General features: G+C 71.1%; 19 protein-coding genes. 1 reads left to right on the forward strand and 18 read right to left on the reverse strand.

What is annotated here, in order from left to right:
* Positions 1–11: 11 nt before the first annotated feature.
* From M1203_RS19310 to fmt, 6 genes are all read right to left on the reverse strand, one after another.
* Positions 12–1460: a GuaB1 family IMP dehydrogenase-related protein gene (locus tag M1203_RS19310; protein WP_283958814.1), complete on the reverse strand. Its 1449-nt coding sequence runs from the start codon at positions 1458–1460 to the stop codon at positions 12–14.
* 204 nt (positions 1461–1664) lie between these two features.
* Positions 1665–2714, reverse strand: coding sequence for a sugar-binding domain-containing protein (locus M1203_RS19315; RefSeq protein WP_249951002.1), 1050 nt, complete (start codon positions 2712–2714; stop codon positions 1665–1667).
* 115 nt (positions 2715–2829) lie between these two features.
* On the reverse strand, positions 2830–3513 hold the full coding sequence (rpe, locus tag M1203_RS19320) for a ribulose-phosphate 3-epimerase (RefSeq protein ID WP_249951003.1): 684 nt from the start codon (positions 3511–3513) through the stop codon (positions 2830–2832).
* A 203-nt stretch (positions 3514–3716) separates the two neighbouring features.
* On the reverse strand, positions 3717–4133 hold the full coding sequence (locus M1203_RS19325; RefSeq protein ID WP_249951004.1) for a VOC family protein: 417 nt from the start codon (positions 4131–4133) through the stop codon (positions 3717–3719).
* A gap of 63 nt (positions 4134–4196) precedes the next feature.
* On the reverse strand, positions 4197–5630 hold the full coding sequence (locus tag M1203_RS19330) for an RsmB/NOP family class I SAM-dependent RNA methyltransferase (protein ID WP_249951005.1): 1434 nt from the start codon (positions 5628–5630) through the stop codon (positions 4197–4199).
* Between the two features lie 66 nt (positions 5631–5696).
* Positions 5697–6626 (reverse strand): methionyl-tRNA formyltransferase, encoded by a 930-nt coding sequence (gene fmt, locus M1203_RS19335; protein ID WP_249951006.1) that lies wholly within the window; start codon positions 6624–6626, stop codon positions 5697–5699.
* A 228-nt stretch (positions 6627–6854) separates the two neighbouring features.
* On the opposite strand from fmt, the gene M1203_RS19340 reads away from it, so the two are divergent.
* The gene (locus tag M1203_RS19340) at positions 6855–7379 is read left to right on the forward strand and encodes a hypothetical protein (RefSeq protein WP_249951007.1); all 525 of its coding nucleotides are present in this window, start codon (positions 6855–6857) and stop codon (positions 7377–7379) included.
* Positions 7380–7716: 337 nt separating this feature from the next.
* Here M1203_RS19340 and M1203_RS19345 read toward each other — a convergent pair whose 3' ends face one another.
* The 12 genes from M1203_RS19345 to M1203_RS19400 form a co-directional block, all read right to left on the reverse strand.
* Positions 7717–9861, reverse strand: a complete 2145-nt coding sequence (locus M1203_RS19345; RefSeq protein ID WP_249951008.1) for a primosomal protein N' — start codon at positions 9859–9861, stop codon at positions 7717–7719.
* A gap of 161 nt (positions 9862–10022) precedes the next feature.
* Entirely contained in the window at positions 10023–11231 is a 1209-nt protein-coding gene (gene metK, locus M1203_RS19350) for a methionine adenosyltransferase (protein ID WP_249951009.1), read from the reverse strand.
* Positions 11232–11618: 387 nt separating this feature from the next.
* The gene (coaBC, locus tag M1203_RS19355; protein WP_249951010.1) at positions 11619–12836 is read right to left on the reverse strand and encodes a bifunctional phosphopantothenoylcysteine decarboxylase/phosphopantothenate--cysteine ligase CoaBC; all 1218 of its coding nucleotides are present in this window, start codon (positions 12834–12836) and stop codon (positions 11619–11621) included.
* Positions 12837–13010: 174 nt separating this feature from the next.
* The gene (rpoZ, locus tag M1203_RS19360; RefSeq protein WP_030355514.1) at positions 13011–13283 is read right to left on the reverse strand and encodes a DNA-directed RNA polymerase subunit omega; all 273 of its coding nucleotides are present in this window, start codon (positions 13281–13283) and stop codon (positions 13011–13013) included.
* Positions 13284–13360: 77 nt separating this feature from the next.
* On the reverse strand, positions 13361–13924 hold the full coding sequence (gmk, locus tag M1203_RS19365) for a guanylate kinase (RefSeq protein ID WP_249951011.1): 564 nt from the start codon (positions 13922–13924) through the stop codon (positions 13361–13363).
* Between the two features lie 38 nt (positions 13925–13962).
* Positions 13963–14286, reverse strand: coding sequence for an integration host factor (locus tag M1203_RS19370; RefSeq protein ID WP_030355512.1), 324 nt, complete (start codon positions 14284–14286; stop codon positions 13963–13965).
* 390 nt (positions 14287–14676) lie between these two features.
* Complete coding sequence (pyrF, locus tag M1203_RS19375) at positions 14677–15540, reverse strand: orotidine-5'-phosphate decarboxylase (RefSeq protein ID WP_249951012.1); 864 nt, start codon at positions 15538–15540, stop codon at positions 14677–14679.
* Positions 15537–16646 carry a quinone-dependent dihydroorotate dehydrogenase gene (locus M1203_RS19380; RefSeq protein WP_249951013.1) on the reverse strand — a complete coding sequence of 370 codons (1110 nt, stop codon included), beginning with the start codon at positions 16644–16646 and terminating at the stop codon, positions 15537–15539. The genes pyrF and M1203_RS19380 overlap by 4 nt, the downstream gene beginning before the upstream one ends.
* Before the next feature lie 73 nt (positions 16647–16719).
* Positions 16720–20055: a carbamoyl-phosphate synthase large subunit gene (carB, locus tag M1203_RS19385; protein WP_249951014.1), complete on the reverse strand. Its 3336-nt coding sequence runs from the start codon at positions 20053–20055 to the stop codon at positions 16720–16722.
* A complete protein-coding gene (carA, locus tag M1203_RS19390) occupies positions 20048–21193 on the reverse strand; it encodes a glutamine-hydrolyzing carbamoyl-phosphate synthase small subunit (RefSeq protein ID WP_249951015.1) in 1146 nt (381 codons plus the stop codon). Before carA ends, carB begins: the two co-directional genes overlap by 8 nt.
* Entirely contained in the window at positions 21190–21768 is a 579-nt protein-coding gene (locus tag M1203_RS19395; protein ID WP_249951016.1) for a hypothetical protein, read from the reverse strand. Before M1203_RS19395 ends, carA begins: the two co-directional genes overlap by 4 nt.
* Complete coding sequence (locus tag M1203_RS19400; RefSeq protein ID WP_249951017.1) at positions 21765–23054, reverse strand: dihydroorotase; 1290 nt, start codon at positions 23052–23054, stop codon at positions 21765–21767. The genes M1203_RS19395 and M1203_RS19400 overlap by 4 nt, the downstream gene beginning before the upstream one ends.
* Position 23055 lies beyond the last annotated feature (1 nt).

The following is a 23055-nucleotide window of genomic DNA, read 5'->3' on the forward strand; positions in this document are numbered from 1 at the left end:
CCTGACAGGAGCTAACTCCAACTGGCGTGCAGGGGCTTGCCCTCGGCGTATCCGGCGGCGCTCTGGACGCCGACGATCGCCTTGCGCGCGAACTCCTCCAGCGAGTCGGCGCCGGCGTAGGTGCACGAGGAGCGCACGCCCGCGATGATCGAGTCGATCAGGTCCTCCACCCCGGGGCGGGACGGGTCGAGGAACATCCGCGAGGTGGAGATGCCCTCCTCGAACAGCGCCTTGCGCGCCCGGTCGTACGCCGACTCCTCGCTCGTACGGTTGCGTACGGCGCGGGCGGAGGCCATGCCGAAGGACTCCTTGTAGAGCCGTCCGTCGGCGGCCTGCTGAAGGTCGCCCGGGGACTCGTACGTGCCGGCGAACCAGGACCCGATCATGACGTTCGAGGCGCCGGCGGCGAGCGCCATGGCGACATCGCGCGGGTGCCTGACCCCGCCGTCGGCCCAGACGTGCTTGCCGAACTTCTTCGCCGCCGCCGCGCACTCCATGACGGCGGAGAACTGAGGCCGGCCCACCCCGGTCATCATGCGGGTGGTGCACATGGCGCCCGGCCCGACTCCGACCTTGATGATGTCCGCGCCCGCCTCGATCAGATCCCGTACGCCCTCGGCGGCGACGATATTGCCCGCGACGACCGGCACCTTCGGGTCGAGCGCGCGCACGGCCCTGATCGCGGCGAGCATCGACTCCTGGTGGCCGTGCGCCGTATCGACGACGAGCGTGTCGACGCCCGCGTCGAGCAGCTGCGCGGCCTTGCCCGCGACATCGCCGTTGACCCCGACGGCGGCGGCGATCCGCAGCCTGCCCTGGGCGTCCGTCGCGGGCGTGTAGAGGGTCGCGCGCAGGGCGCCCTTGCGTGTGAGGACACCGGCCAGCCTGCCGTCGGCGTCGACGGCGGGGGCGATCTTGCGGTTGGCGTTGTCGAGGGTGTTGAACGCCTCGCGCGGGTCCATGTCCGCGGAGATCAGCAGCAGGTCCTTCGACATCACCTCGGACAGTTGGGCAAAGCGGTCGACACCGGTCAGGTCGTGCTCGGTGACGATCCCGACGGGCCGCCCCTCGCCGTCGACGACGACGCCCGCGCCGTGCGCCCGCTTGGGCAGCAGGGACAGGGCGTCGCCCACGGTCTGGAGGGGGGTGAGCACGATCGCGGTGTCGAGTACGAGATGGCGCGTCTTGACCCATGAGATGACATCGGTGACGACCTCGATGGGGATGTCCTGCGGGATGACGACGAGACCGCCACGCCGGGCGACGGTCTCGGCCATCCGGCGGCCCGCGATCGCGGTCATGTTCGCCACGACGAGGGGGATGGTGGTGCCGGTGCCGTCGGGAGCGGAGAGATCCACCGCCTGGCGGGAACCCACGGCCGAACGGCTCGGCACCATGAACACGTCGTCGTATGTCAGGTCATACGGCGGCTGCTGGTCATTGAGGAAACGCACGTGCAGAACATCCCAGTCGATCGGAGTTGGCCCCCGGTCGGTGGAGCCGGGGAAATCGCACGTACTTGATTCTCCCATGCCGGACCGGATACCCGGCCGGGGAGGAACGTCCAGCTCAGAAGGGCTGCCCTCATACGATGATCCAAACACCCGGGCCCGGGGCGACGTCCCGGCCCGCGGCCTCGCCGTCCCCGGGGACCGGTAGACCGGTCAGGTCTCGTCCGGGTCGACCCGCTCCAGCGCGGGCCGCGGCCCCGGGGTGAACTCGGTCAGCAGGAAGTCCGCCGCCGCGGTGTCGGTGACCAGGCTCGTGACCAGCCCGGAACGGAGTACGGCACCGATCGCCTCCGCCTTGCGCAGCCCGCCCGCGATCGCCACGACCTCCGGGATCCGGCGCAGCCGGTCGGCCTCGACCGTGATGCAGCGCTCGCCCAGATCGCGGCCGACCCGTCGGCCCTCCGCGTCGAAGAGATGCGCGGACATCTCCGCGGCGACGCCGAGCGAGGCGTAGTGGTTGCGTTCCTTCTCGGTGATCATGTCGTGCACCGTCGAGATCCCCGGCTCCCAGGAGCCGATGGAGACGGCGGCGACGGTCACCTTGTCGAAGTACTCGAAGGCGCGCGCGATCCCCGTCTGACTGCGCAGCGCGGCCGCGGTCGCCGGATCGGGAAGCAGCATCGGCGCGTAGATGGGGTGCGCCTCTCCCCCGGACACCTGGGCGGCCCGCCGTACGGCCTCGACCGAGCCGCGCTCGGCGGTGCCGGCGTCGTACACACCCGTGAGCTGGACCACCGTGCAGGGCGGCAGCCGGTCGAGCGCGGCGGCCATGTGGATGGTGGACCGGCCCCAGGCCAGCCCCAGCACATCGCCCTCGACGACCAGCTCACCGAGCAGATCGGCGGCGACCTCGCCGAGGTTCTCCGGGTCGGGCGACTCGTCCTCGGCCTCCGTGGGCGACTCGACCACCACCGCGTGCCGCAGTCCGTAGCGGGCGCGCAGCGCGTCGGAGCGCTCGGCGTCCAGCTCCGACGGGACGCGGATCTCGATCCTCACGAGGTCGCGCTCCAGCGCGGTCTCCAGGACCCGGGCCACCTTGAAGCGGCTGACGCCGAACTCCTCGGCGATCTGGATCTTGGACTTGCCCTCCAGATAGAAGCGGCGGGCCATGGCCGCCGCCTGCACCAGTTCCGCGGGTCCCATCCGCAGGGCTGGCCGACCCGCCGACATACCAGACACCGCGATCTCCTCACTGCTGTTCACACTCTGGACTCGCTGTTCATCCTGTCAGATCCAGCGATCCTTGATCAGCCCCGAAGGGCGCCGTTCATGTTCCCGTGGCGCACTGGTCCACCGGAGTCCCGTCCACTCGCACGGGTCAGTGGCCGCATGCCCAGGATGCCGCGGCGGTGGCGTCGGACGCCTGGTCGCGGAGCATCCGTACCGCCGCGGCCGGATCGTCCGTGCCGTACACCGCGGAGCCCGCGACGAAGACATCGGCGCCCGCCTCGGCGCAGCGTTCGATGGTGGTGGCCGAGACGCCGCCGTCCACCTGGAGCCACAGTTCAAGACCGTGCTTGGAGATCAGCTCCCGGGTACGGCGGATCTTGGGCAGCATGATGTCCAGGAACGCCTGGCCACCGAAGCCCGGCTCCACCGTCATGATCAGCAGCATGTCGAGCTCGGGGAGCAGGTCCTCGTACGGCTCGATGGCCGTCGCGGGCTTGAGCGCCATGGACGCCCTCGCGCCCTTGGCCCGGATCTCGCGCGCCAGCCGTACGGGGGCGGCGGCGGCCTCCACATGGAAGGTCACCGAACCGGCACCGGCCTCGACATACTGCGGGGCCCAGCGATCGGGCTCCTCGATCATCAGATGGCAGTCCAGCGGGATGTCCGTCGCCCGTCCGAGCGCTTCGACCACCGGCACGCCCAGGGTCAGATTGGGCACGAAGTGGTTGTCCATGACATCGACATGAAGCCAGTCGGCGCCGTCAACCGCCTTCGCCTCTTCGGCGAGTCGGGAGAAGTCGGCGGACAGGATGCTGGGGTTGATCTGGGCCATGTGCCAAGCCTGCCATGTTCCGGACCACTTCCGGACCGCACGGCGAACCTCGGTACGGACCAATGACTCGCAAAGGGGTGCGAGAACCGCACACTCCGCGCAATCCGTACGTCCTGCCCCGCCGACGGCGGCCCCGCCCGCCCGTTCGCCCCGTCGGCCACGAACTGGGACCTGGAGGCCGCACTCCCCTCCGTACGGGAGATCTACGGCGCGCTGCCCCGCACCCCGCGCGGTTCGTTCGCCCCCGAAGTGCCGGTTCTCGTCAGACAGAAGGGATGACCGGCCGGATCGATGAAAACCCGCCACCTGTCGCCGCCCGGCTGGAATCGCGGCTTGGCCGCGCCCAGTTCCAGGAGCAGAGCCTCGGCCTCGTCGAGGTCGTCGACCGCGAAGTCGAGGTGGCTCTGTTGGGGCGCGGCCCGGTCGGGCCAGCGCGGAGCCCGATGGTCGTCAACCCGCTGGAAGCCGATGAAGAGCCCGTCCCCGCAGGTCAGCGCGGCGAAGTCGGCATTCGATTCCTCGACGAGCGCGAGCCCGGTGGCCCGCTGGTAGAACGCGGCCAGTGCCTGGGGGTCGGGGCAGTCGAGCGTGATCGCCGTCAGTCTCATCTGCGGGGACATGGCGGCTCCAGCACGGCGATCACATTCTCGGATACGGGCAGCGCCCCACGATACCGATGACCGTCAGGCGGTACGCCGCAGCAGCGCCAGGTACATCGCGTCCGTCCCGTGCAGATGCGGCCACAGCTGGACGTCGGGTCCGTCCCCCAGCGCCGGTACGTCCGGCATGAGCGGCCTGGCGTCGACCCACTCGGCCTCGACCGCCGCGCCGCCGCGCCCCCTCAGGACGTCCTCGACGACCGCCTTGGTCTCGGCGGGGTGCGGGGAGCAGGTCGCGTATCCGACGACGCCGCCGACCCGTACGGCCTGGAACGCCTCGCGCAGCAGCCCGCGCTGGAGCGGCGCGAAGCCCTCCAGATCCTCCGGTCGGCGCCGCCAGCGCGCCTCCGGCCTGCGCCGCAGGGCGCCGAGGCCCGTGCACGGCACATCGACCAGGACCCGGTCGAAGGAACCGGGGACCCAGGGCGGCCGGGTGCCGTCGGCGGCGATCACCTGATACGGGCCGGGGTTCCCGGCGAGCGCGCGGGCGACCAGCCTGGCCCGGTGCGGCTGCTTCTCGGCGGCCAGCAGAGAGGCGCCGCGCCCGGCGGCCAGCGCGGCCAGCAGCGCCGCCTTGCCGCCGGGCCCGGCACACCCGTCGAGCCAGCGTGCGTCGGTCCCCTCCAGCGGCGCGTTGGCCAGGGCGATCGCGACCAGTTGGCTGCCCTCGTCCTGGACGCCGGCCCGCCCCTCCCGTACGGCGTCGAGCGCGCCCGGCTCACCGCCCTCGGTGAGCCGTACGGCATACGGCGACCAGCGGCCGGGCAGCCCGGAGTCCTCGCCGAGCACATCGAGCAGCTCGTCGGTGGTCGAGCGGCCCGGCCTGGCCACCAGCGTCACCTCGGGCCGTTCGTTGTCGGCCTCCAGAAGATCCTCAATACCGGCGCGGCCACCGCCCAGCGCGTCCCAGAGCGCGGAGACCACCCAGCGGGGATGCGAGTGGACGACGGCGAGATGGTCCTCGGCGTCCTCGTCGTACGGCGGAGCGACCCGTTGCAGCCAGGTGTCCAGATCGTCGCGCGAGATCTTGCGCAGCACGGCATTGACGAACTTGGCACGGCCGTCGCCGAGCACCACGCGGGCCAGCTCCACGCTCGCGGAGACGGCGGCGTGCGTCGGGATCCGCGTGCCGAGCAGCTGGTGCGCCCCGAGGGCGAGCACATCAAGTACGGGCGGATCGACCTCGCGCAGCGGCCGGTCGATGCACGCCGAGATGATCGCGTCGTACGTGCCCTGGCGCCGGAGCGTCCCGTACACCAGCTCGGTGGCCAGGGCCGCGTCCCGCGCCTCGAAGCCGCTGTTCTCGCGCGCCTTCTTGAGCAGCGGCGGCAGCACGAGATTCGCGTACGCCGCCCGCTCGTCGACGGCCCTCAGCGCCTCGAACGCGAGGAGCCGCACGGGGTCCTTCTTGGGACGGCGGTACGGCTTGGAGGGGCGGCGAGGGGCCTGCTCGTTCAAAGGTGCTCCGCGGTGAGAAGAATTGATCCCTTCCAGCCTAATGCTCCCGCCGGCCGCCCGAGCCGCCTACCCGAGGCTCTCGCCCGGTGCGATCCGCACTCCGCGCGCCCAGTCGGCGGCGCGCATGGGCTTCTTCCCCTGCGGCTGGACCCAGAGCAGCTCGACCTCGTGCGAACCGGTGCCCACGTACACATTGTTCTTGCCGACGGCGATCGCCCCGGGGGCCAGCTCCGTACGCTCGGGCAGCAGCCCCACGTGGACCAGCTTGAGCCGTTCCCCGCGAAAGACCGTCCACGCACCGGGCGCCGGGGTGCAGGCACGGACCACCCGGTCCACCCGCAGCGCGGGCGCGGACCACTCCACCCGCGCGTCCTCGACCGTGATCTTGGGCGCGAGCGTGATGCCCTCGGCGGGCTGAGGTACGGGCTTGAGCGAACCGTCCTCGATCCCGTCCATGGTCGCCACGAGCAGCCCGGAGCCCGCGAAGGCCAGCCGGGTCAGCAGATCACCACTGGTGTCGGTGGGCCGTACATGCTCCGTGATCACGCCGTACACCGGCCCGGAGTCCAGCCCCCGCTCGATCTGGAAGGTGGACGCGCCGGTCATCTCGTCGCCCGCCATGACGGCGTGCTGCACGGGCGCGGCACCGCGCCAGGCGGGCAACAGCGAGAAGTGCAGATTCACCCACCCGTGGACCGGCACATCGAGGGCGGGCTTCGGCAGCAGCGCGCCGTACGCGACGACCGGGCAGCAGTCGGGCCCGATCTCGCGCAGCCGGGCCAGGAAGTCCTCGTCGCGCGGCCTCGCCGGCTTGAGCACCTCGATGCCGGCCTCCTCGGCGCGCTGGGCGACAGGACTGGCGACAAGCCTGCGACCGCGCCCGGCCGGCGCGTCGGGCCGGGTGACGACGGCGACGACGTCATGCCGTTCGGAGGCGATGAGTGCGTCCAGGGCGGGTACGGCGACCTCGGGGGTGCCGGCGAAGACGAGCTTCATCGGTGGCTGACTGCCTCTCGGACTGAAAGTGCGGTGATCGAGCGACGCACCAGTCTATGGGCCCGGACATCAGGGGGCGTACGACGGCCCACGCGCCCCGCGCATATGCGCATACGCCCCCGCAGCGTGACCACAACGCCAGGTGGCGCGTTGTCAAGAGAGATTGACCACACGGGCCGCACCGGTGCGGCCCGGATCCTTTTCAACGCCGGTTCGAGAGGCTTGTTCATGGCCGACCACGCAACCCACGACGCTCAAGCCCGGGCAAGTCTGCACCTGTTGGTGCGGGACATCGAGCGGGTCCGGCGGCAGGTGGACGCATTGCGTACCCTCACCGCCCAGTTGGGCAATGTCTACCGCCCGCGACGATCGGGTCCTTCCACGGGCTTCGTCGTATACGGCAGGGCACCCGCGCCGACCGTACGGCTCGCGCAGGAGTTGAGGGACAGCGTAGAGACCCTGGTGACCGCCGCGGTGGACTTCGACCGCTCGCTGGGCTTCTCCTGGGACGCGGTGGGTTCGGCGCTCGGCGTCACCAAGCAGGCGGTGCACCGCCGTTACGGCACGCGCCGGGCGACCCAGCAGGCGAGCGCACCCGAGGCGGACCGCCCCCAGGACACCGCAACGCCGCGCCCCCCGGTGCCGACCGTCGTACCCGCGGCCCGCTCGATGCCGCCACAGCCGACGGCGAGCACCCAGTCCCTACGGGAGGACCCCCGCCCGAACGTCTTCCCGGGCCCAAGGGGCGGCTGACCGTCCGCCAGGGCGAGGGTGACCACGGGCGGGAGGGGGCCGGGGTCGGAGGAGGTGCGTGTCCGGACGTAAAGCGTCGCAGCTCGTGCGAAGCACGGTGAGGAAAGCAGTCCGGACACGCACCTCCGGAGGCCCCGGCACCCGGCACCACAACGCACGCACCCGCACCCCGCACCCCCGCCGGGAGCCGCACCGCACCCCCGCCGGAGGCGCACCGCCCCCGGCCCTCGGCCGACGATGGCGAGACCGCAACCCGCACCCGCACCCCCCGCCGGGAGCCGCACCGCACCGCAACCCCGCCCCCTCGCCGGACGGCGCCCCGCCCCGCCCCGCAACCTCACCCGATATCCGGCGGATCGATCCGCACCCGTACCGCATCCCCCCCGCCCCGAGCCAACCGCGCCGCCTGCGCCCGCTTCAGCGCCCCTGCGAGCGCCGCCCCACTCCCCGGCGGCACCCGCACCAACGCCCGCTCCCACCGCTCCCCCGCCGGCGCATCGCCCGCCCGACGCGCCCTGCCCGGATCCGTGACCGGCATCGGCACAGGTCCCAGCACCTCCGCGTCGTCGGGCAGCTCCGCTGCCGCCAGAAACGCGACCACCGTCTCCCCCCGCCCCAGCACCGTCGCCATCCGCGACACCGGCGGAAACCCCAGCTCGGCCCGCTCCGCCAGCTCGCGCTGGGCGTGCCCCACCGGATCCCAGCGCACCAGCGCCTGCACCGGCCGCAGCGTCGGCTCGGCAACCACGACCACCGTGCCGCCCTCGCTCTGTCCACGTACCAGCGACCCCGCGTGTATCCAGCGGCGCAGGGCCTCCTCGCCCGCGCGCAGGTCCGGGCGCCCGAGCATCGCCCAGCCGTCGAGGAGCAGCGCCGCCGCGTAACCGCCCTCCGCGACCGGCTCGGCGCCGGGGGTGCTGACCACGAGGGCGGGGCGGCCGGGGACGGAATCGAGTACGTGGTCGCGTCCCGACGTACGGACGGGGACGGCCGGGAAGGCCCGTCCCAGCTCCTCCGCCGTCCGCCGCGCTCCCACGATCCGCGCGCGCAGCCGGGTGTTCCCGCACTCCAGGCAGTGCCAGGCCGGTTCGTCCCGGGCGCACCAGGCGCAGTGCAACTCCCCTTCCCGCGGCGCCTCCAGCGGCCCCGCGCAGTGCCGGCAGCGCGCGGGCGTACGGCACCGTTCACAGGCGAGCCGGGGCACATAGCCGCGCCGGGGCACCTGCACCAGTACGGGGCCTGTCCTGAGCCCTTCCCTGACGGCCTGCCAGGCGAGGCTGGGCAGCCGTGCGGCCCGCGCGGCCTCGTCCCGCGCGAGCTCGCCGTCGCCGATGGTGCGTACGAGCGGCGCGGCCGTACGCACCTGCTCGCGACCGGCGACGAGGGGCCCCGCCCAGCCGGTACCGACCAGTTGGGCCGCTTCGACGGTGCAGGACGTACCGCCGAGCAGGAAGCCGCACTTGTCGTGCGCGGCCCGCAGCAGCAGTACCTCGCGGGCGTGCGGCTGGGGTGCGTGCTGCTCGCTGTGGCTGCCGTCGCCGTCGTCCCAGATGACGACCAGCCCCAGGTCCCGCACCGGCGCGAACATGGCGGCGCGGGTCCCGACGACCGCCCGTACCGCTCCGCGCCGTACGGCCAGCCACTCCCGGTAGCGCTTCTCGGGCCCCGCCTCGGCCGTGAGCAGCGCATGGCGCCCTTCGCCCAGCAGCGCCGTCAGCGCCGAGTCGACCCGCGCGGCGACCCGCCCGTCCGGTACGACGACGAGCGCGCCCCGCCCCGAGGCCAGCGTCGCCCCCACGGCGCGCGCCAGCTCGTCGGCCCAGTGCGGACCGGGCAGGGCGGTCCATACGGCCCGGGGCGCCTTACCTCCGGCGAGCGCGGCAAGGAACGCGGGCCCGTTGACGTACCGCTCCCAGGTACCCGGCTCCGGCGCGGCGGGCGGCGGCAACGGCTCAGGAGAGGGCTTCGACTCGGCTCGCGCGTTCCGCGGCGGGATCGCGAGCTGCAGCACATCCGCGAGGCTTCCCGCGTACCGGTCGGCGACGGCACGCGCCAGCCCCAGCAGCTCCGCACTGAGCACGGGCTCGGGCGACACCACATCGGCGAGCGCGGCGAGCGGCCCGGAGTAGTCCGACTCGGCCCGCCGCTCGACGACGAACCCGTCGATCAGCCGTCCGCCCTCGCGTCGGCCGCCCCGAACCTGATGCGCCCCGGCCCCGAACCGCACCCGCACCCGCACCCCCGGCTGCGCCGCCTCGTCCAGTTCCTCCGGCACGGCGTAGTCGAAGAACTGATCAAGATGCAGCACGCCCTTGTTGACCACCACCCGCGCGACGGGCAGCTCCCCGGCCAGCGCGGCCCCCCGCCACGTCCGCGGCTTCGCCCGCGGCACCTTGGCCTTCCGCACACTCTCCCGAATCAGCGCAAGCTGCTCAGGCCCACCCCCGGTGGGATCCTCTGCCCGCTTGTCGTCGCTGCTCACAGCTTCATACCTACCAGACACCACCGACATCCCCCGGCCCCACCGGGGCAGCCCGGCAGGCCCCGGACAGCGACCGCTCTCGGCATCGGCCACCGTGGCGCCCATGACCGAGGCCCCGGACACCAGCTGGTGTCCGGGGCCTCGGCGAGAAACCTGAAGGGTCAGATCCCCGCGGCCTCGCGCAGGGCTTCCACGCGGTCCGTGCGCTCCCAGGTGAACTCGGGCAGCTCGCGGCCGAAGTGGCCGTACGCCGCCGTCTGGGCGTAGATCGGGCGGAGCAGGTCGAGGTCGCGGATGATCGCCGCCGGGCGGAGGTCGAAGACCTGCGCGATGGCCTGCTCGATCTTGTCCGTGTCGACCGTGGCCGTGCCGAAGGTCTCGACGAAGAGGCCGACCGGCTCGGCCTTGCCGATCGCGTAGGCGACCTGGACCTCGCAGCGCGAGGCCAGGCCGGCCGCGACGACGTTCTTCGCGACCCAGCGCATCGCGTACGCCGCCGAGCGGTCGACCTTGGACGGGTCCTTGCCGGAGAAGGCGCCGCCGCCGTGGCGGGCCATGCCGCCGTACGTGTCGATGATGATCTTGCGGCCGGTCAGGCCCGCGTCACCCATCGGACCACCGATCTCGAACCGGCCCGTCGGGTTGACCAGCAGACGGTAGCCCTCGGTGTCCAGCTTGATGCCGTCGTCGACGAGCTCCTTGAGGACGTGCTCGACGACGAACTCGCGTACGTCGGGGGCGAGCAGCGAGTCCAGGTCGATGTCCGAGGCGTGCTGCGAGGAGACGACGACCGTGTCGAGACGGACGGCCTTGTCGCCGTCGTACTCGATGGTGACCTGCGTCTTGCCGTCCGGGCGCAGGTACGGGATGGTCCCGTTCTTGCGGACCTCGGAGAGCCGGCGCGAGAGCCGGTGCGCGAGGTGGATCGGGAGCGGCATCAGCTCGGGCGTCTCGTCGCAGGCGTAGCCGAACATCAGGCCCTGGTCGCCGGCGCCCTGCTTGTCCAGCTCGTCCTCGTCGCCCTCGACGCGCTTCTCGTACGCCGTGTCGACGCCCTGCGCGATATCGGGCGACTGCGCGCCGATGGACACCGAGACACCACAGGAGGCGCCGTCGAAGCCCTTCTTCGAGGAGTCGTAACCGATCTCCAGGATCTTGTTCCGCACCAGCTGGGCGATCGGCGCGTAGGCCTTGGTGGTCACCTCTCCGGCCACGTGCACCAGGCCGGTGGTGATCAAGGTCTCCACGGCGACCCGGGAGGACGGGTCCTCCTCCAGGAGCGCGTCAAGAATGGTGTCGCTGATCTGGTCAGCGATCTTGTCGGGGTGACCTTCGGTCACAGACTCCGAGGTGAACAGACGGCGGGACACATCGCTCCCTGTGGTTGCAGCGGCTGCTGGCTGATCATGGGCGGACCGGCGGAGGGCCCCAGCCCCGCGACGGTCCACGACCACTTTATCGGTCGAATCGGGTCACGGGGGCAAGTGTCTCGATCTGTGGGAGTCCCGACGCCCGCGGCTCTGCATTATGCGATACACCGATCGCTCCTGGCCAGGGGCGCTACGCCGCGATTCTCCGGTTTTGGGCCCGTCGCCGTGGCGATTGCCCGGAAACGGGACGGCGGCGGCGCAACAAAGAATTCACGCGCGCCACGGTTTCCGTTCGGCCGGAGCGCTCAGGGCCGCGACCGCGCGCCCCGGCCACGCGCCCTCGCTCCAGGCCCCCTGCTCCGGGTCCCCCACTCCAGGTCCCCGCCCTCAGGTCCCCAGCCTCGGCGCCACCAGGTCCCAGACGACATCCGCCAGCGCCTCCTTCGGCCCGTACGGCACCGCCGTCTCGCCACCGTCCGCCGCGAGCACGACCGCCTCGTTCTCCTCGGCGCCAAAGGTCTTGCGCTCCCCGACCTCATTGACCACCAGCAGGTCGCACCCCTTGCGCCGCAGCTTCTTCCTGCCGTTGGCCAGGACGTCGTCCGTCTCCGCCGCGAAGCCCACGATCACCTGTCCGGGGCGGGCCCGCTCGGCGGAGATCTCGGCGAGGATGTCCGGGTTACGGACGAGGGCCACCGGCGCGGGCTCCTCGCCGTCCTTCTTCTTGATCTTGCCCTCGGCGTAGACCGCGGGCCGGAAGTCGGCGACGGCCGCCGCCATGACCACGGCGTCGGCCTCAGCGGCGGCCTTCAGTACGGCCTCACGCAGCTGTACGGCGGTTCCGACATGGACCACCTCCACGCCCGCGGGGTCCGTGAACCCGGTATTGGCCTCGATCAGAGTGACCCGCGCGCCCCGCGCCGCCGCCGTACGGGCCAGGGCGTACCCCTGCTTCCCTGAGGAGCGGTTGCCCAGATAGCGCACCGGGTCCAGCGGCTCGCGCGTACCGCCGGCGCTGACCACGACATGGTGTCCCGCCAGGTCGGTCACGGAGTCGGGTACGGACACACCGCGCGCCAGTACGCGCCGGCAGACCTCGAAGATCTCTTCCGGGTCGGGCAGCCGGCCCTTGCCCGTGTCGACGCCGGTGAGGCGGCCGACGGCGGGCTCGATGACGAGGGCGCCGCGGCGGCGGAGCGTCGCGACATTCTCCTGGGTGGCGGGGTGCTCCCACATCTCCGTGTGCATGGCCGGCGCGAAGACGACCGGGCAGCGGGCGGTCAGGAGCGTATTGGTCAGCAGATCGTCGGCGAGTCCGTGCGCCGCCTTGGCCAGCAGATCGGCGGTGGCCGGGGCGACGACGACCAGATCGGCGGACTGCCCGATCCGCACATGCGGCACCTCGTGGACATCGGTCCAGACCTCGGTGGAGACCGGGTGGCCGGAGAGGGCCGACCAGGTGGCCGCGCCGACGAAGTGGAGCGCCGACGCGGTCGGTACGACCCGTACGTCATGGCCCGATTCGGTCAGCCGTCGCAGCAGCTCGCACGCCTTGTACGCGGCGATCCCGCCCGCGACCCCCAGAACGACCTTCGGCTTGTCCACCGTGTCTCCCCTCTCTCGTTCGTCTCGCGTCCGTCTCGCGTCCGTCTCGCGTCCGTCCTCGGCCCTACGGACATGACACACCACAGGCCCGGCGGTCGTACCGCCGGGCCTGTTGGTGAAGAGCTGTACTGACTGTGCCGAAGAGCCTGTGCCTGTGCTGAAGAGCGCGTACGCCTACTGGGCCGGGCCGTCGATGGCCTCGGAGGTCAGCAGACCCGCGTTGATCTCGCGCAGGGCGATCGAGAGCGGCTTCTCGTGGACGTGGGTGTCCACCAGCGGACCGACGTACTCAAGCAGGCCCTCACCGAGCTGCGAGTAGTACGCGTTGATCTGACGGGCCCGCTTGGCCGCGTAGATCACGAGGCTGTACTTCGAGTCCGTGGCCTCAAGCAGCTCATCGATCGGCGGGTTGATGATGCCCTCGGGCGTGGTGATGGAAGAGGACACTCTCTAGCCTTCCGAAGAAAATTCAGGGAGAAACCGGTAATTGCGGGATTCACGAGGAAAGGAAAGCCCACAAAAGATCATGCAACTGCCATCAAGGCTAGCAGCTCGCGCGCGACGTCCTCGACCGAGGTGTTGACCAGCGTCGTATCGAACTCCGACTCGGCCGCCAGCTCCACCGTCGCGGCCTCCAGACGGCGCTCGATCACCTCGGGCGACTCCGTGCCCCGGCCGGTGAGCCGGCGTACCAGCTCGTCCCAGCTCGGCGGCGCCAGGAAGACCAGCCGGGAGTCGGGCATGGACTGCTTGACCTGCCGCGCGCCCTGGAGATCGATCTCCAGCAGTACGGGGTCGCCCGCTCCCAGCCGGTCGAGGACCGCCTGGCGAGGCGTGCCGTAACGGTTGCCCGCGAACTCCGCCCATTCCAGCAACTCACCATTGGCGACCAGCTTGTCGAATTCATCGTCGGTGACGAAGAAATACTGGACGCCATGGCGTTCGCCGGGGCGCGGTTTTCTGGTGGTGGCCGACACCGAGAGCCATACCTCGGGGTGGACCTTGCGCATATGCGCGACGACCGTGCTCTTGCCGACCCCGGAGGGGCCGGAGAGCACGGTCAGCCGCGGTCGTACCTCTGCTGCCATGCGGCGATTATCCAGGTTCCCGGGGGTGCCCGAGAACGTCAGGCGGCCTTGCCGCCGAACTCGCGCTCCAGGGAGGCGATCTGATTGGAGCCAAGACCACGCACTCGGCGGCTCTCGGAGATGCCGAGCCGCTCCATGATCTGCTTGGCGCGGACCTTGCCCACGCCGGGCAGGGACTCAAGCAGCGCGGAGACCTTCATCTTCCCGATGACGTCGTTCTCCTGACCCTGCTTGATGACGTCATGGAGGGAGGCGCCGGAGTGCTTGAGTCGATTCTTGACCTCGGCCCGCTCCCGGCGAGCCGCGGCGGCCTTTTCGAGCGCGGCTGCGCGCTGTTCAGGGGTAAGGGGCGGAAGAGCCACGCCTACGTCACCTCGGATGTCGAACTGTCGGATACGGACCGGTGAGGAACCTAATCGCCCCACACCAGGCGAGCAACGGGCAACGCACTGCACGTTGGCTCTCGACGGAGACTAGCGGCCATGGCCGCCGGAGTCAGCGAGAACAGACGAAAAGTCCTGGTCAACGTCGATCGGGCCGGACATTTCAGGCATATTGCCCAGCTTTTCCGCCAAGAATCTCTTCATCGGCGTCTCAGCGGTGTTCCCCTGGTGTTCAGCGACACCTCTCGAAGCGTCCCGGCGCACCGCGGAAAACCGCCCGCCGCGCCACCGAAATCCTTCCGACACGCCCCCGGCGCACGCCCAGAGCGTGTCCGCCCGTATGCCCGGAGCGCGTCTGCCCGCATACCCCTACGCGCCCCCGACAGCCACCCTCACCTCATCGGCGAAACGCTCCGCCGCCTCCCTGAGCGCGCCGAGATCCGGACCGTGCCGCAGCACGCCCCGGCTGACGCTCGGGACCACATTGCCGACCGCCGTGCCGAACACGCCGGGCAGATCGGCCGGGGTCGCGCCCTGCGCGCCGATGCCGGGCGCGAGCAGCGGCCCGTTGATCGCGAGATCGACCCCCGGGTCGCCCAGGGTCGCGCCGACGACCGCGCCGACCGAGCCGAGCGGGGTCGCGCCCGCGTTCTCCGCGGCCATGTGGTCCAGCATCAGCCCCGCGACCGGCCGGCCGCCGACGGCGGTGGCGCGCTGCACCTCCGCGCCCTCGGGGTTGGACGTCAGGGCGAGTACGAAGACGCCCGAGCCGGAGCGCGCGGCCGCGTCCAGCGCCGGACGCAGCGAGCCGAAGCCGAGATACGGGGAGAGCGTGACGGCGTCGGAGAAGAGCGGTGAGTCCTGGTCCAGATAGGTGGCCGCGTACGCGCCCATGGTCGAGCCGATGTCCCCGCGCTTGGCGTCCATCAGGACCAGCGCCCCGGCCGCCCGCGCCTCCGCGACGGTCTTCTCCAGGACGGCGGTCCCGCGCGATCCGAAGCGCTCGAAGAACGCCGACTGCGGTTTGAGCACGGCCACCCGGTCCGCCAGCGCCTCCACCGTCGTACGGGCGAAGCGCTCCAGGCCCGCGATGTCGTCGCCCAGACCCCAGTCCTTGAGCAGCGAGCCGTGCGGGTCGATGCCGACGCAGAGCGGTCCGCGGGTGTCCATGGCCCGCCGCAGCCGGGCCCCGAAGGGCTCCCGCGGGTTCGGGGCGGAAGCGGCGGGGGTCATGCGGTCACCTTCCGGGTGTCGGCGCCGACGGCCTCGGCGAGCGTGGCGTACGGGCTGGCCGCCAGCCGGGCGGCGAGCCCCTTGTGGATCGCACGGCTCCAGAACGGGCCCACGTAGATGAAGGCGCTGTAGCCCTGGACGAGCGTGGCGCCCGCGAGGACGCGCTGCCAGGCGTCCTCGGCGGTCTCGATGCCGCCGACCCCGACGAGCGTGATCCGGTCGCCCACCCGCGCGTACAGCCGGCGCAGCACCTCCAGTGAGCGCGCCTTCAGCGGCGCCCCGGACAGTCCGCCCGTCTCCGCGACGAGGGCCGGGTCCGAGACCAGGCCGAGCCCGTCGCGCGCGATGGTGGTGTTGGTGGCGATGATGCCGTCCAGCCCCAGTTCCACGGCCAGGTCGGCGACGGCGTCGATGTCCTCGTCGGCGAGATCGGGCGCGATCTTGACCAGGAGCGGCACCCGGCGGTGGGTGACGGTACGGTCGGCCGCCTCGCGTACGGCGGTGAGCAGCGGCCTCAGCTGGTCGACGGCCTGGAGGCTGCGCAGTCCGGGGGTGTTGGGCGAGCTGACGTTGACCACGAGATAGTCGGCGTGTCCGGCCAGCCGCTCCGTCGAGAGCACGTAGTCGCCGATCGCCTCACTCTCGGGGACGACCTTGGTCTTACCGATGTTGACGCCGACGGTGGTCCTGAAGACCGGCCTGCGCGCCGCCAGCCGGGCCGCCACGGCGGCCGAGCCCTCGTTGTTGAAGCCCATCCGGTTGATCAGCGCGCGGTCGGCCATGAGCCGGAAGAGCCGTGTCCTCGGGTTGCCCGGCTGTGGCTCGCCGGTGACCGTACCGATCTCGATGTGGTCGAAGCCGAGCATCGACATGCCGTCGATGGCCACGGCGTTCTTGTCGAAGCCCGCGGCGAGCCCGAAGGGGCCGTGCATCCGCAGTCCGAACGCCTCCGTGCGCAGTGCGCGGTGGCGCGGCGCCAGGGCGGCGGCGACGAACGTACGCAGGACGGGGATGCGCGCGGCGAGCCGGATCCAGCGGAACGCCAGGTGGTGGGCGCGCTCCGGGTCCATCCGGCGGAAGACCAGCCTGAAGAAGAACGTGTACATGGAGTGGTGTGTCCTCGAAGAGACCTCATGAAGAGGGGGACACCGGCTTCGGTGTCCCCCGTCCTCGGGCCGGCTAGTTGTCGCGTGCCGCGGTCAGGTGCTCGGCGTGTTCCTGGAGGGAACGGACGCCGACCTCGCCGTGTTTGAGTGCGTCGATGCCCTGGACGGCGGCGGCCAGCGCCTGGACCGTCGTCAGACAGGGGACGCCGCGTGCCACGGCCGCCGTGCGGATGTCATAGCCGTCGAGCCGGCCGCCGGTGCCGTACGGGGTGTTGACGATCAGGTCGACACCTCCGTCGTGGATCAGCTGGACGATGGTCTTCTCGCCGTCCGGGCCCTCGCCCTCGCTCTGCTTGCGTACGACGGTGGCGTTGATGCCGTTGCGCTTGAGCACCTCAGCGGTGCCCGAGGTGGCGAGCAGCTCGAAGCCGTGGGCGACCAGCTCACGCGCCGGGAAGATCATCGAGCGCTTGTCGCGGTTGGCGACGGAGATGAAGGCGCGGCCCTTGGTGGGCAGCGGGCCGTACGCGCCGGCCTGCGACTTGGCGTACGCCGTGCCGAAGACAGAGTCGATGCCCATCACCTCACCGGTCGAACGCATCTCCGGGCCGAGGATGGTATCCACCCCGCGGCCGTGGATGTCGCGGAAGCGCGACCACGGCATCACGGCCTCCTTGACGGAGATCGGCGCGTCCAGCGGCAGCGTTCCGCCGTCGCCCTGAGCCGGCAGCAGTCCCTCCTCGCGCAGTTCGGCGATGGTGGCGCCGAGCGAGATACGGGCCGCCGCCTTGGCGAGCGGTACCGCCGTCGCCTTGGAGGTGAAGGGGACCGTACGGGAGGCGCGCGGGTTGGCCTCCAGGACGTACAGGATGTCGCCGGCCATCGCGAACTGGATATTGATCAGCCCGCGCACCCCGACGCCCTTGGCGATGGCCTCGGTCGAGGCGCGCAGCCGCTTGATGTCGAAGCCGCCCAGCGTGATGGGGGGCAGGGCGCACGCCGAGTCGCCGGAGTGGATCCCGGCCTCCTCGATGTGCTCCATGACTCCGCCGAGGTACAGCTCCGTACCGTCGTAGAGGGCGTCCACGTCGATCTCGATGGCGTCGTCGAGGAACCGGTCCACCAGGACGGGCCTGGTGGGACTGATCTCGGTGGACTCGGCGATGTACGAGGAGAGCCTGACCTCGTCGTACACGATCTCCATGCCGCGCCCGCCGAGGACATACGAGGGCCGGACCAGTACCGGGTAGCCGATCTCGTCGGCGATGGCCTTGGCCCCGGCGAAGGTGGTGGCGGTGCCGTGCTTGGGCGCGGGCAGCCCGGCCTCGGCGAGGACCCGGCCGAAGGCGCCGCGGTCCTCGGCTGCGTGGATCGCCTCGGGGGGCGTGCCGACGATCGGAACGCCGTTGTCCTTGAGCGCCTGGGCGAGGCCCAGCGGGGTCTGGCCGCCGAGCTGGACGATGACGCCCGCGATGGGTCCGGCCAGCGTCTCGGCGTGCACGATCTCCAGGACGTCCTCCAGCGTGAGCGGCTCGAAGTAGAGCCGGTCGGAGGTGTCGTAGTCGGTGGAGACGGTCTCGGGGTTGCAGTTGACCATCACGGTCTCGTAGCCCCCCGCCGGAGTCGGCGCCGCGCTGAGCGCGAAGGAGGCATGGACACAGGAGTAGTCGAACTCGATGCCCTGGCCGATCCGGTTGGGGCCGGAGCCGAGGATGATCACGGCGGGCCTCTCGCGCGGCGCGACCTCGCTCTCCTCGTCGTACGAGGAGTAGAAGTACGGGGTCTTCGCGGCGAACTCGGCGGCGCAGGTGTCGACCGTCTTGTAGACGGGGCGGATGCCGAGCGCGTGCCTGACCTCGCGGACCACGTCCTCGCGCAGCCCGCGGATACCGGCGATCTGGGCGTCGGAGAAGCCGTGCCGCTTCGCCTCGGCGAGCAGCCCGCTGTCCAGCTCGGGCGCCGCGGCCAGCTCGTCCGCGTACTCCTTGATCAGGAACAGCTGGTCGACGAACCACGGGTCGATCTTCGTCGCGTCGAAGACCTCCTCGGGGGTGGCACCGGCGCGGATGGCGCGCATGACCGTGTTGATCCGGCCGTCGGTGGGGACCTTGGCGGTCTCCAGCAGCGCGGCCTTCTCGGCGGGACCGCCCGCCTCGCCGGTGAAGTCGAACTGGCTGCCCGCCTTCTCCAGCGAGCGCAGCGCCTTCTGCAGCGCCTCGGTGAAGTTACGGCCGATGGCCATGGCCTCGCCGACCGACTTCATGGTGGTGGTGAGGCTGGCGTCGGCCGCCGGGAACTTCTCGAAGGCGAAGCGCGGCACCTTCACGACGACATAGTCGAGCGTGGGCTCGAAGGACGCCGGGGTCTTCTCGGTGATGTCGTTGGGGATCTCGTCCAGCGTGTAGCCGACGGCGAGCCGGGCGGCGATCTTCGCGATCGGGAAGCCGGTGGCCTTGGAGGCGAGCGCGGAGGAGCGGGAGACACGCGGGTTCATCTCGATGACGATGACCCGGCCGTCGTCGGGGTTGATCGCGAACTGGATATTGCAGCCGCCGGTGTCGACGCCGACCTCGCGGATCACGGCGATGCCGATGTCCCGCAGGATCTGGTATTCGCGGTCGGTGAGCGTCATCGCGGGCGCGACGGTGATCGAGTCACCGGTGTGCACACCCATCGGGTCGAAGTTCTCGATGGAGCAGACGACCACGACGTTGTCGTGCTTGTCGCGCATCAGCTCCAGCTCGTACTCCTTCCAGCCGAGGATGGACTCCTCAAGCAGGACCTCGGTGGTCGGGGAGAGCATCAGGCCCTGTCCGGCGATCCGGCGCAGATCCTCCTCGGTGTGGGCGAAGCCGGAGCCGGCGCCGCCCATGGTGAAGGAGGGACGTACGACGACGGGGTAGCCGCCGAGTTCGTCGACGCCCTTGAGCACGTCGTCCATGGAGTGGCAGATGACCGAGCGCGCGGACTCGCCGTGGCCGATCTTGGCTTTGACGGCGCTGACGACGTCCTTGAAGAGGTCGCGGTCCTCGCCCTTGTTGATCGCCTCGACGTTGGCGCCGATCAGCTCGACGCCGTACTTGTCGAGCGTGCCCGCGTCATGGAGCGAGATCGCGGTGTTGAGCGCGGTCTGCCCGCCGAGGGTGGGCAGCAGCGCGTCGGGACGCTCCTTGGCGATGATCTTCTCGACGAAGTCGGGGGTGATCGGCTCGACATAGGTGGCGTCGGCGATCTCCGGGTCCGTCATGATCGTGGCGGGGTTGGAGTTGACCAGGATGACCCGCAGGCCCTCGGACTTGAGGACGCGGCACGCCTGGGTACCGGAGTAGTCGAACTCAGCGGCCTGGCCGATGACGATCGGTCCTGAACCGATGACCAGGACGGACTGGATATCGGTGCGCTTAGGCACGCTGGCCCTCCATGAGCTCTGTGAAGCGGTCGAACAGGTAGGCGGCGTCGTGGGGGCCCGCGGCGGCCTCGGGGTGGTACTGGACGCTGAAGACCGGCCGGTCGAGCAGCCTGAGCCCCTCGACCACGTTGTCGTTGAGACAGACGTGGGAGACCTCGGCGCGGCCGTAGGGGGTGTCGGAGACCCGGTCGAGCGGCGCGTCGACGGCGAATCCGTGGTTGTGGGCGGTGACCTCGACCCGGCCGGTCGTACGGTCCTGCACCGGCTGGTTGATGCCGCGGTGGCCGTACTTCAGCTTGTACGTGCCGAACCCGAGCGCGCGGCCGAGCAGCTGGTTGCCGAAGCAGATGCCGAAGAGCGGGGTGCCGCGCTCCAGCACGCCCTTGACGACGGTGAGGTCGGCGGTGGCCGGGTCGCCGGGTCCGTTGGAGAGGAAGACCCCGTCGGGCTCGGTCGCGTACACCTCGTCGAGGGTGGCGTCGGCGGGCAGGACATGCACCTCTATGCCGCGCTCGGCCATCCGGTGCGGGGTCATGCCCTTGATGCCCAGGTCGAGCGCGGCGACGGTGAAGCGCTTCGTTCCCTGCGCGGGGACGACATACGTCCGCTCGGTGGCGACCTCGGCGGACAGGTCGGCACCCGCCATCTGGGGGGCCTCCAGGACGCGGGCGAGCAGCGTCGCCTCATCCGCCAGGGAGTCGCCGGAGAAGATACCGACGCGCATCGCGCCGCGCTCGCGCAGATGGCGGGTGAGCGCGCGGGTGTCGATCCCGCTGATGCCGACGACGCCCTGGGCGACCAGTTCGTCGTCGAGGGAGCGCCGGGAGCGCCAGTTGGAGGGGGTACGCGCGGGGTCGCGTACGACATAGCCGGAGACCCAGATCCGCCGCGATTCGGCGTCCTCGTCGTTGACGCCGGTGTTGCCGATGTGCGGCGCGGTCATCACGACGACCTGACGGTGGTACGACGGGTCGGTCAGGGTCTCCTGGTAGCCGGTCATCCCGGTGGAGAACACCGCCTCGCCGAAGGTCTCCCCCACGGCCCCGTAGGCACGGCCGCGGAAGCTGCGGCCGTCCTCCAGGACGAGTACGGCGGGAGTCGCCGTGTCGCGGGCGGTTCCCGGGGTGGAGGTGGTCATCGTGCGGGGCCTTCCGTCGTCGTGAACTGGTTCGTGAGGTTGATGGCCTCGACCCATGCGGTGTGCTCCGCGGAGCGGTCGGAGCGGAAACCGGAGTCGATCAGCTTGTCGCCGTGCTGCCAGGTGACGATCAGCAGCCCGCCCTCGGCCAGGACCTTGCCCGCGATGCCCTTGTCGAGCCGGGCCTCGCGCAGCCGGTCGGCCGGGATGAAGAAGTCGTTCGCGCCGGGGCGTACGACATCCAGCCCCGCGTCCGTGAGCGTCAGCTCGACGCGGCTGCGGGCGCCCAGGCCATGGGCCACGATCCGGTCGAGCCACTGCCCGGCGGTCGTGGAGCCGTGGTACCGGCCGCTCATGCTCAGCCTGGCCGCACCGGGCGTCTCGGGCGCGGCGGGCAGCTCCGGCAGATCGGACTGGAGACTGCCGCGCCACTTCCAGCCCTGGCGCATCAGCCAGTACACGAGGGCGATGAAGAGCAGCAGACCGAGGACCCAGCCGATACGGGCGGCCCAGTCGGTCACCTCCGCCGATTTCTGTTCGGCGGCCAGAGGAAGCAGAAGATTCGCAGTACTCACGCCAGATTCCCGTCGACGACCGTGGCACGGCCCCGCAGGAAGGTGTGGGTCACCCGCCCCGGCAGCTCGCGCCCCTCGTAGGGGGTGTTACGGCTGCGGGAGGCGAACCCCGCGGGGTCCACGGCACCACGGTATGCCGGATCCACCAGAGTCAGGTTGGCGGGCTCACCCGGCGAGACGGGACGGCCGTGGCCGTCGAGCCTGCCGATGCGGGCCGGCCGGAACGACATCCGGTCGGCGACCCCGGCCCAGTCGAGCAGACCGGTCTCGACCATCGTCTCCTGGACCACCGACAGCGCCGTCTCCAGCCCCACCATGCCCATGGCCGCGGCGGCCCACTCGCAGTCCTTGTCCTCGTGGGGATGCGGCGCGTGGTCGGTGGCGACACAGTCGATCGTGCCGTCCGCGAGGGCCTCGCGCAGGGCCGTCACATCGGCCTCGGTGCGCAGCGGCGGGTTCACCTTGTAGACCGGGTTGTACGACCGTACGAGTTCGTCGGTGAGCAGCAGATGGTGCGGGGTGACCTCGGCGGTGACGTTCCAGCCCTTCGACTTCGCCCAGCGCACCAGCTCCACCGAGCCTGCGGTGGAGAGATGGCAGATGTGTACGCGGGAGCCGACATGGGCGGCGAGGAGGACATCACGGGCGATGATCGACTCCTCGGCCACGGCGGGCCAGCCGCCCAGTCCCAGCTCGGCCGAGACGATGCCCTCGTTCATCTGGGCGCCCTCGGTCAGCCGAGGTTCCTGGGCGTGCTGGGCGATCACGCCGTCGAAGGCCTTCACGTACTCCAGCGCGCGGCGCATGATCACCGCGTCGTCCACGCACTTGCCGTCGTCGGAGAAGACCCGGACGCCTGCGGCCGAGTCGTGCATCGCGCCCAGCTCGGCCAGGTGCTTGCCCTCCAGGCCGACGGTGACGGCGCCGACGGGCTGGACGTCGCAGTAGCCGGACTCCCTGCCGAGCCGCCAGACCTGCTCCACCACACCGGCGGTGTCGGCCACCGGGAAGGTGTTCGCCATGGCGTGGACGGCGGTGAAACCGCCCACGGCCGCGGCCTTCGTACCGGTCAGCACGGTCTCGGAGTCCTCACGGCCGGGCTCGCGCAGATGGGTGTGCAGATCGACCAGACCGGGCAGCAGGATCCGGCCCTCGGCCTCGATGACGGTCGTCGTAGCGTCCACGGTCAGGCCGGTGCCCACCTGGGCGATGGTCTCGCCGTCGATCAGCACGTCCTGTGCCTCGCCGCCCAGTACCCGCGCGCCCCGGATCAGAATCTTGCTCATG

It is taken from the genome of Streptomyces sp. 35G-GA-8, from assembly GCF_023534745.1.
In the GTDB taxonomy this organism is placed as follows: domain Bacteria; phylum Actinomycetota; class Actinomycetes; order Streptomycetales; family Streptomycetaceae; genus Streptomyces.

Excerpts from the sequence above, each read along its gene's own strand:
- gmk (WP_249951011.1), bottom strand. The coding sequence starts at position 13,924 with ATGGCAGCAGAGGTACGACCGCGGCTGACCGTGCTCTCCGGCCCCTCC.
- rpe (WP_249951003.1), bottom strand. The coding sequence starts at position 3,513 with ATGGCCCAGATCAACCCCAGCATCCTGTCCGCCGACTTCTCCCGACTC.
- carA (WP_249951015.1), bottom strand. The coding sequence starts at position 21,193 with ATGACCACCTCCACCCCGGGAACCGCCCGCGACACGGCGACTCCCGCC.
- M1203_RS19400 (WP_249951017.1), bottom strand. The coding sequence starts at position 23,054 with ATGAGCAAGATTCTGATCCGGGGCGCGCGGGTACTGGGCGGCGAGGCA.
- M1203_RS19340 (WP_249951007.1), top strand. The coding sequence starts at position 6,855 with ATGGCCGACCACGCAACCCACGACGCTCAAGCCCGGGCAAGTCTGCAC.
- M1203_RS19380 (WP_249951013.1), bottom strand. The coding sequence starts at position 16,646 with ATGTACACGTTCTTCTTCAGGCTGGTCTTCCGCCGGATGGACCCGGAG.
- pyrF (WP_249951012.1), bottom strand. The coding sequence starts at position 15,540 with ATGACCCCCGCCGCTTCCGCCCCGAACCCGCGGGAGCCCTTCGGGGCC.
- M1203_RS19325 (WP_249951004.1), bottom strand. The coding sequence starts at position 4,133 with ATGTCCCCGCAGATGAGACTGACGGCGATCACGCTCGACTGCCCCGAC.
- fmt (WP_249951006.1), bottom strand. The coding sequence starts at position 6,626 with ATGAAGCTCGTCTTCGCCGGCACCCCCGAGGTCGCCGTACCCGCCCTG.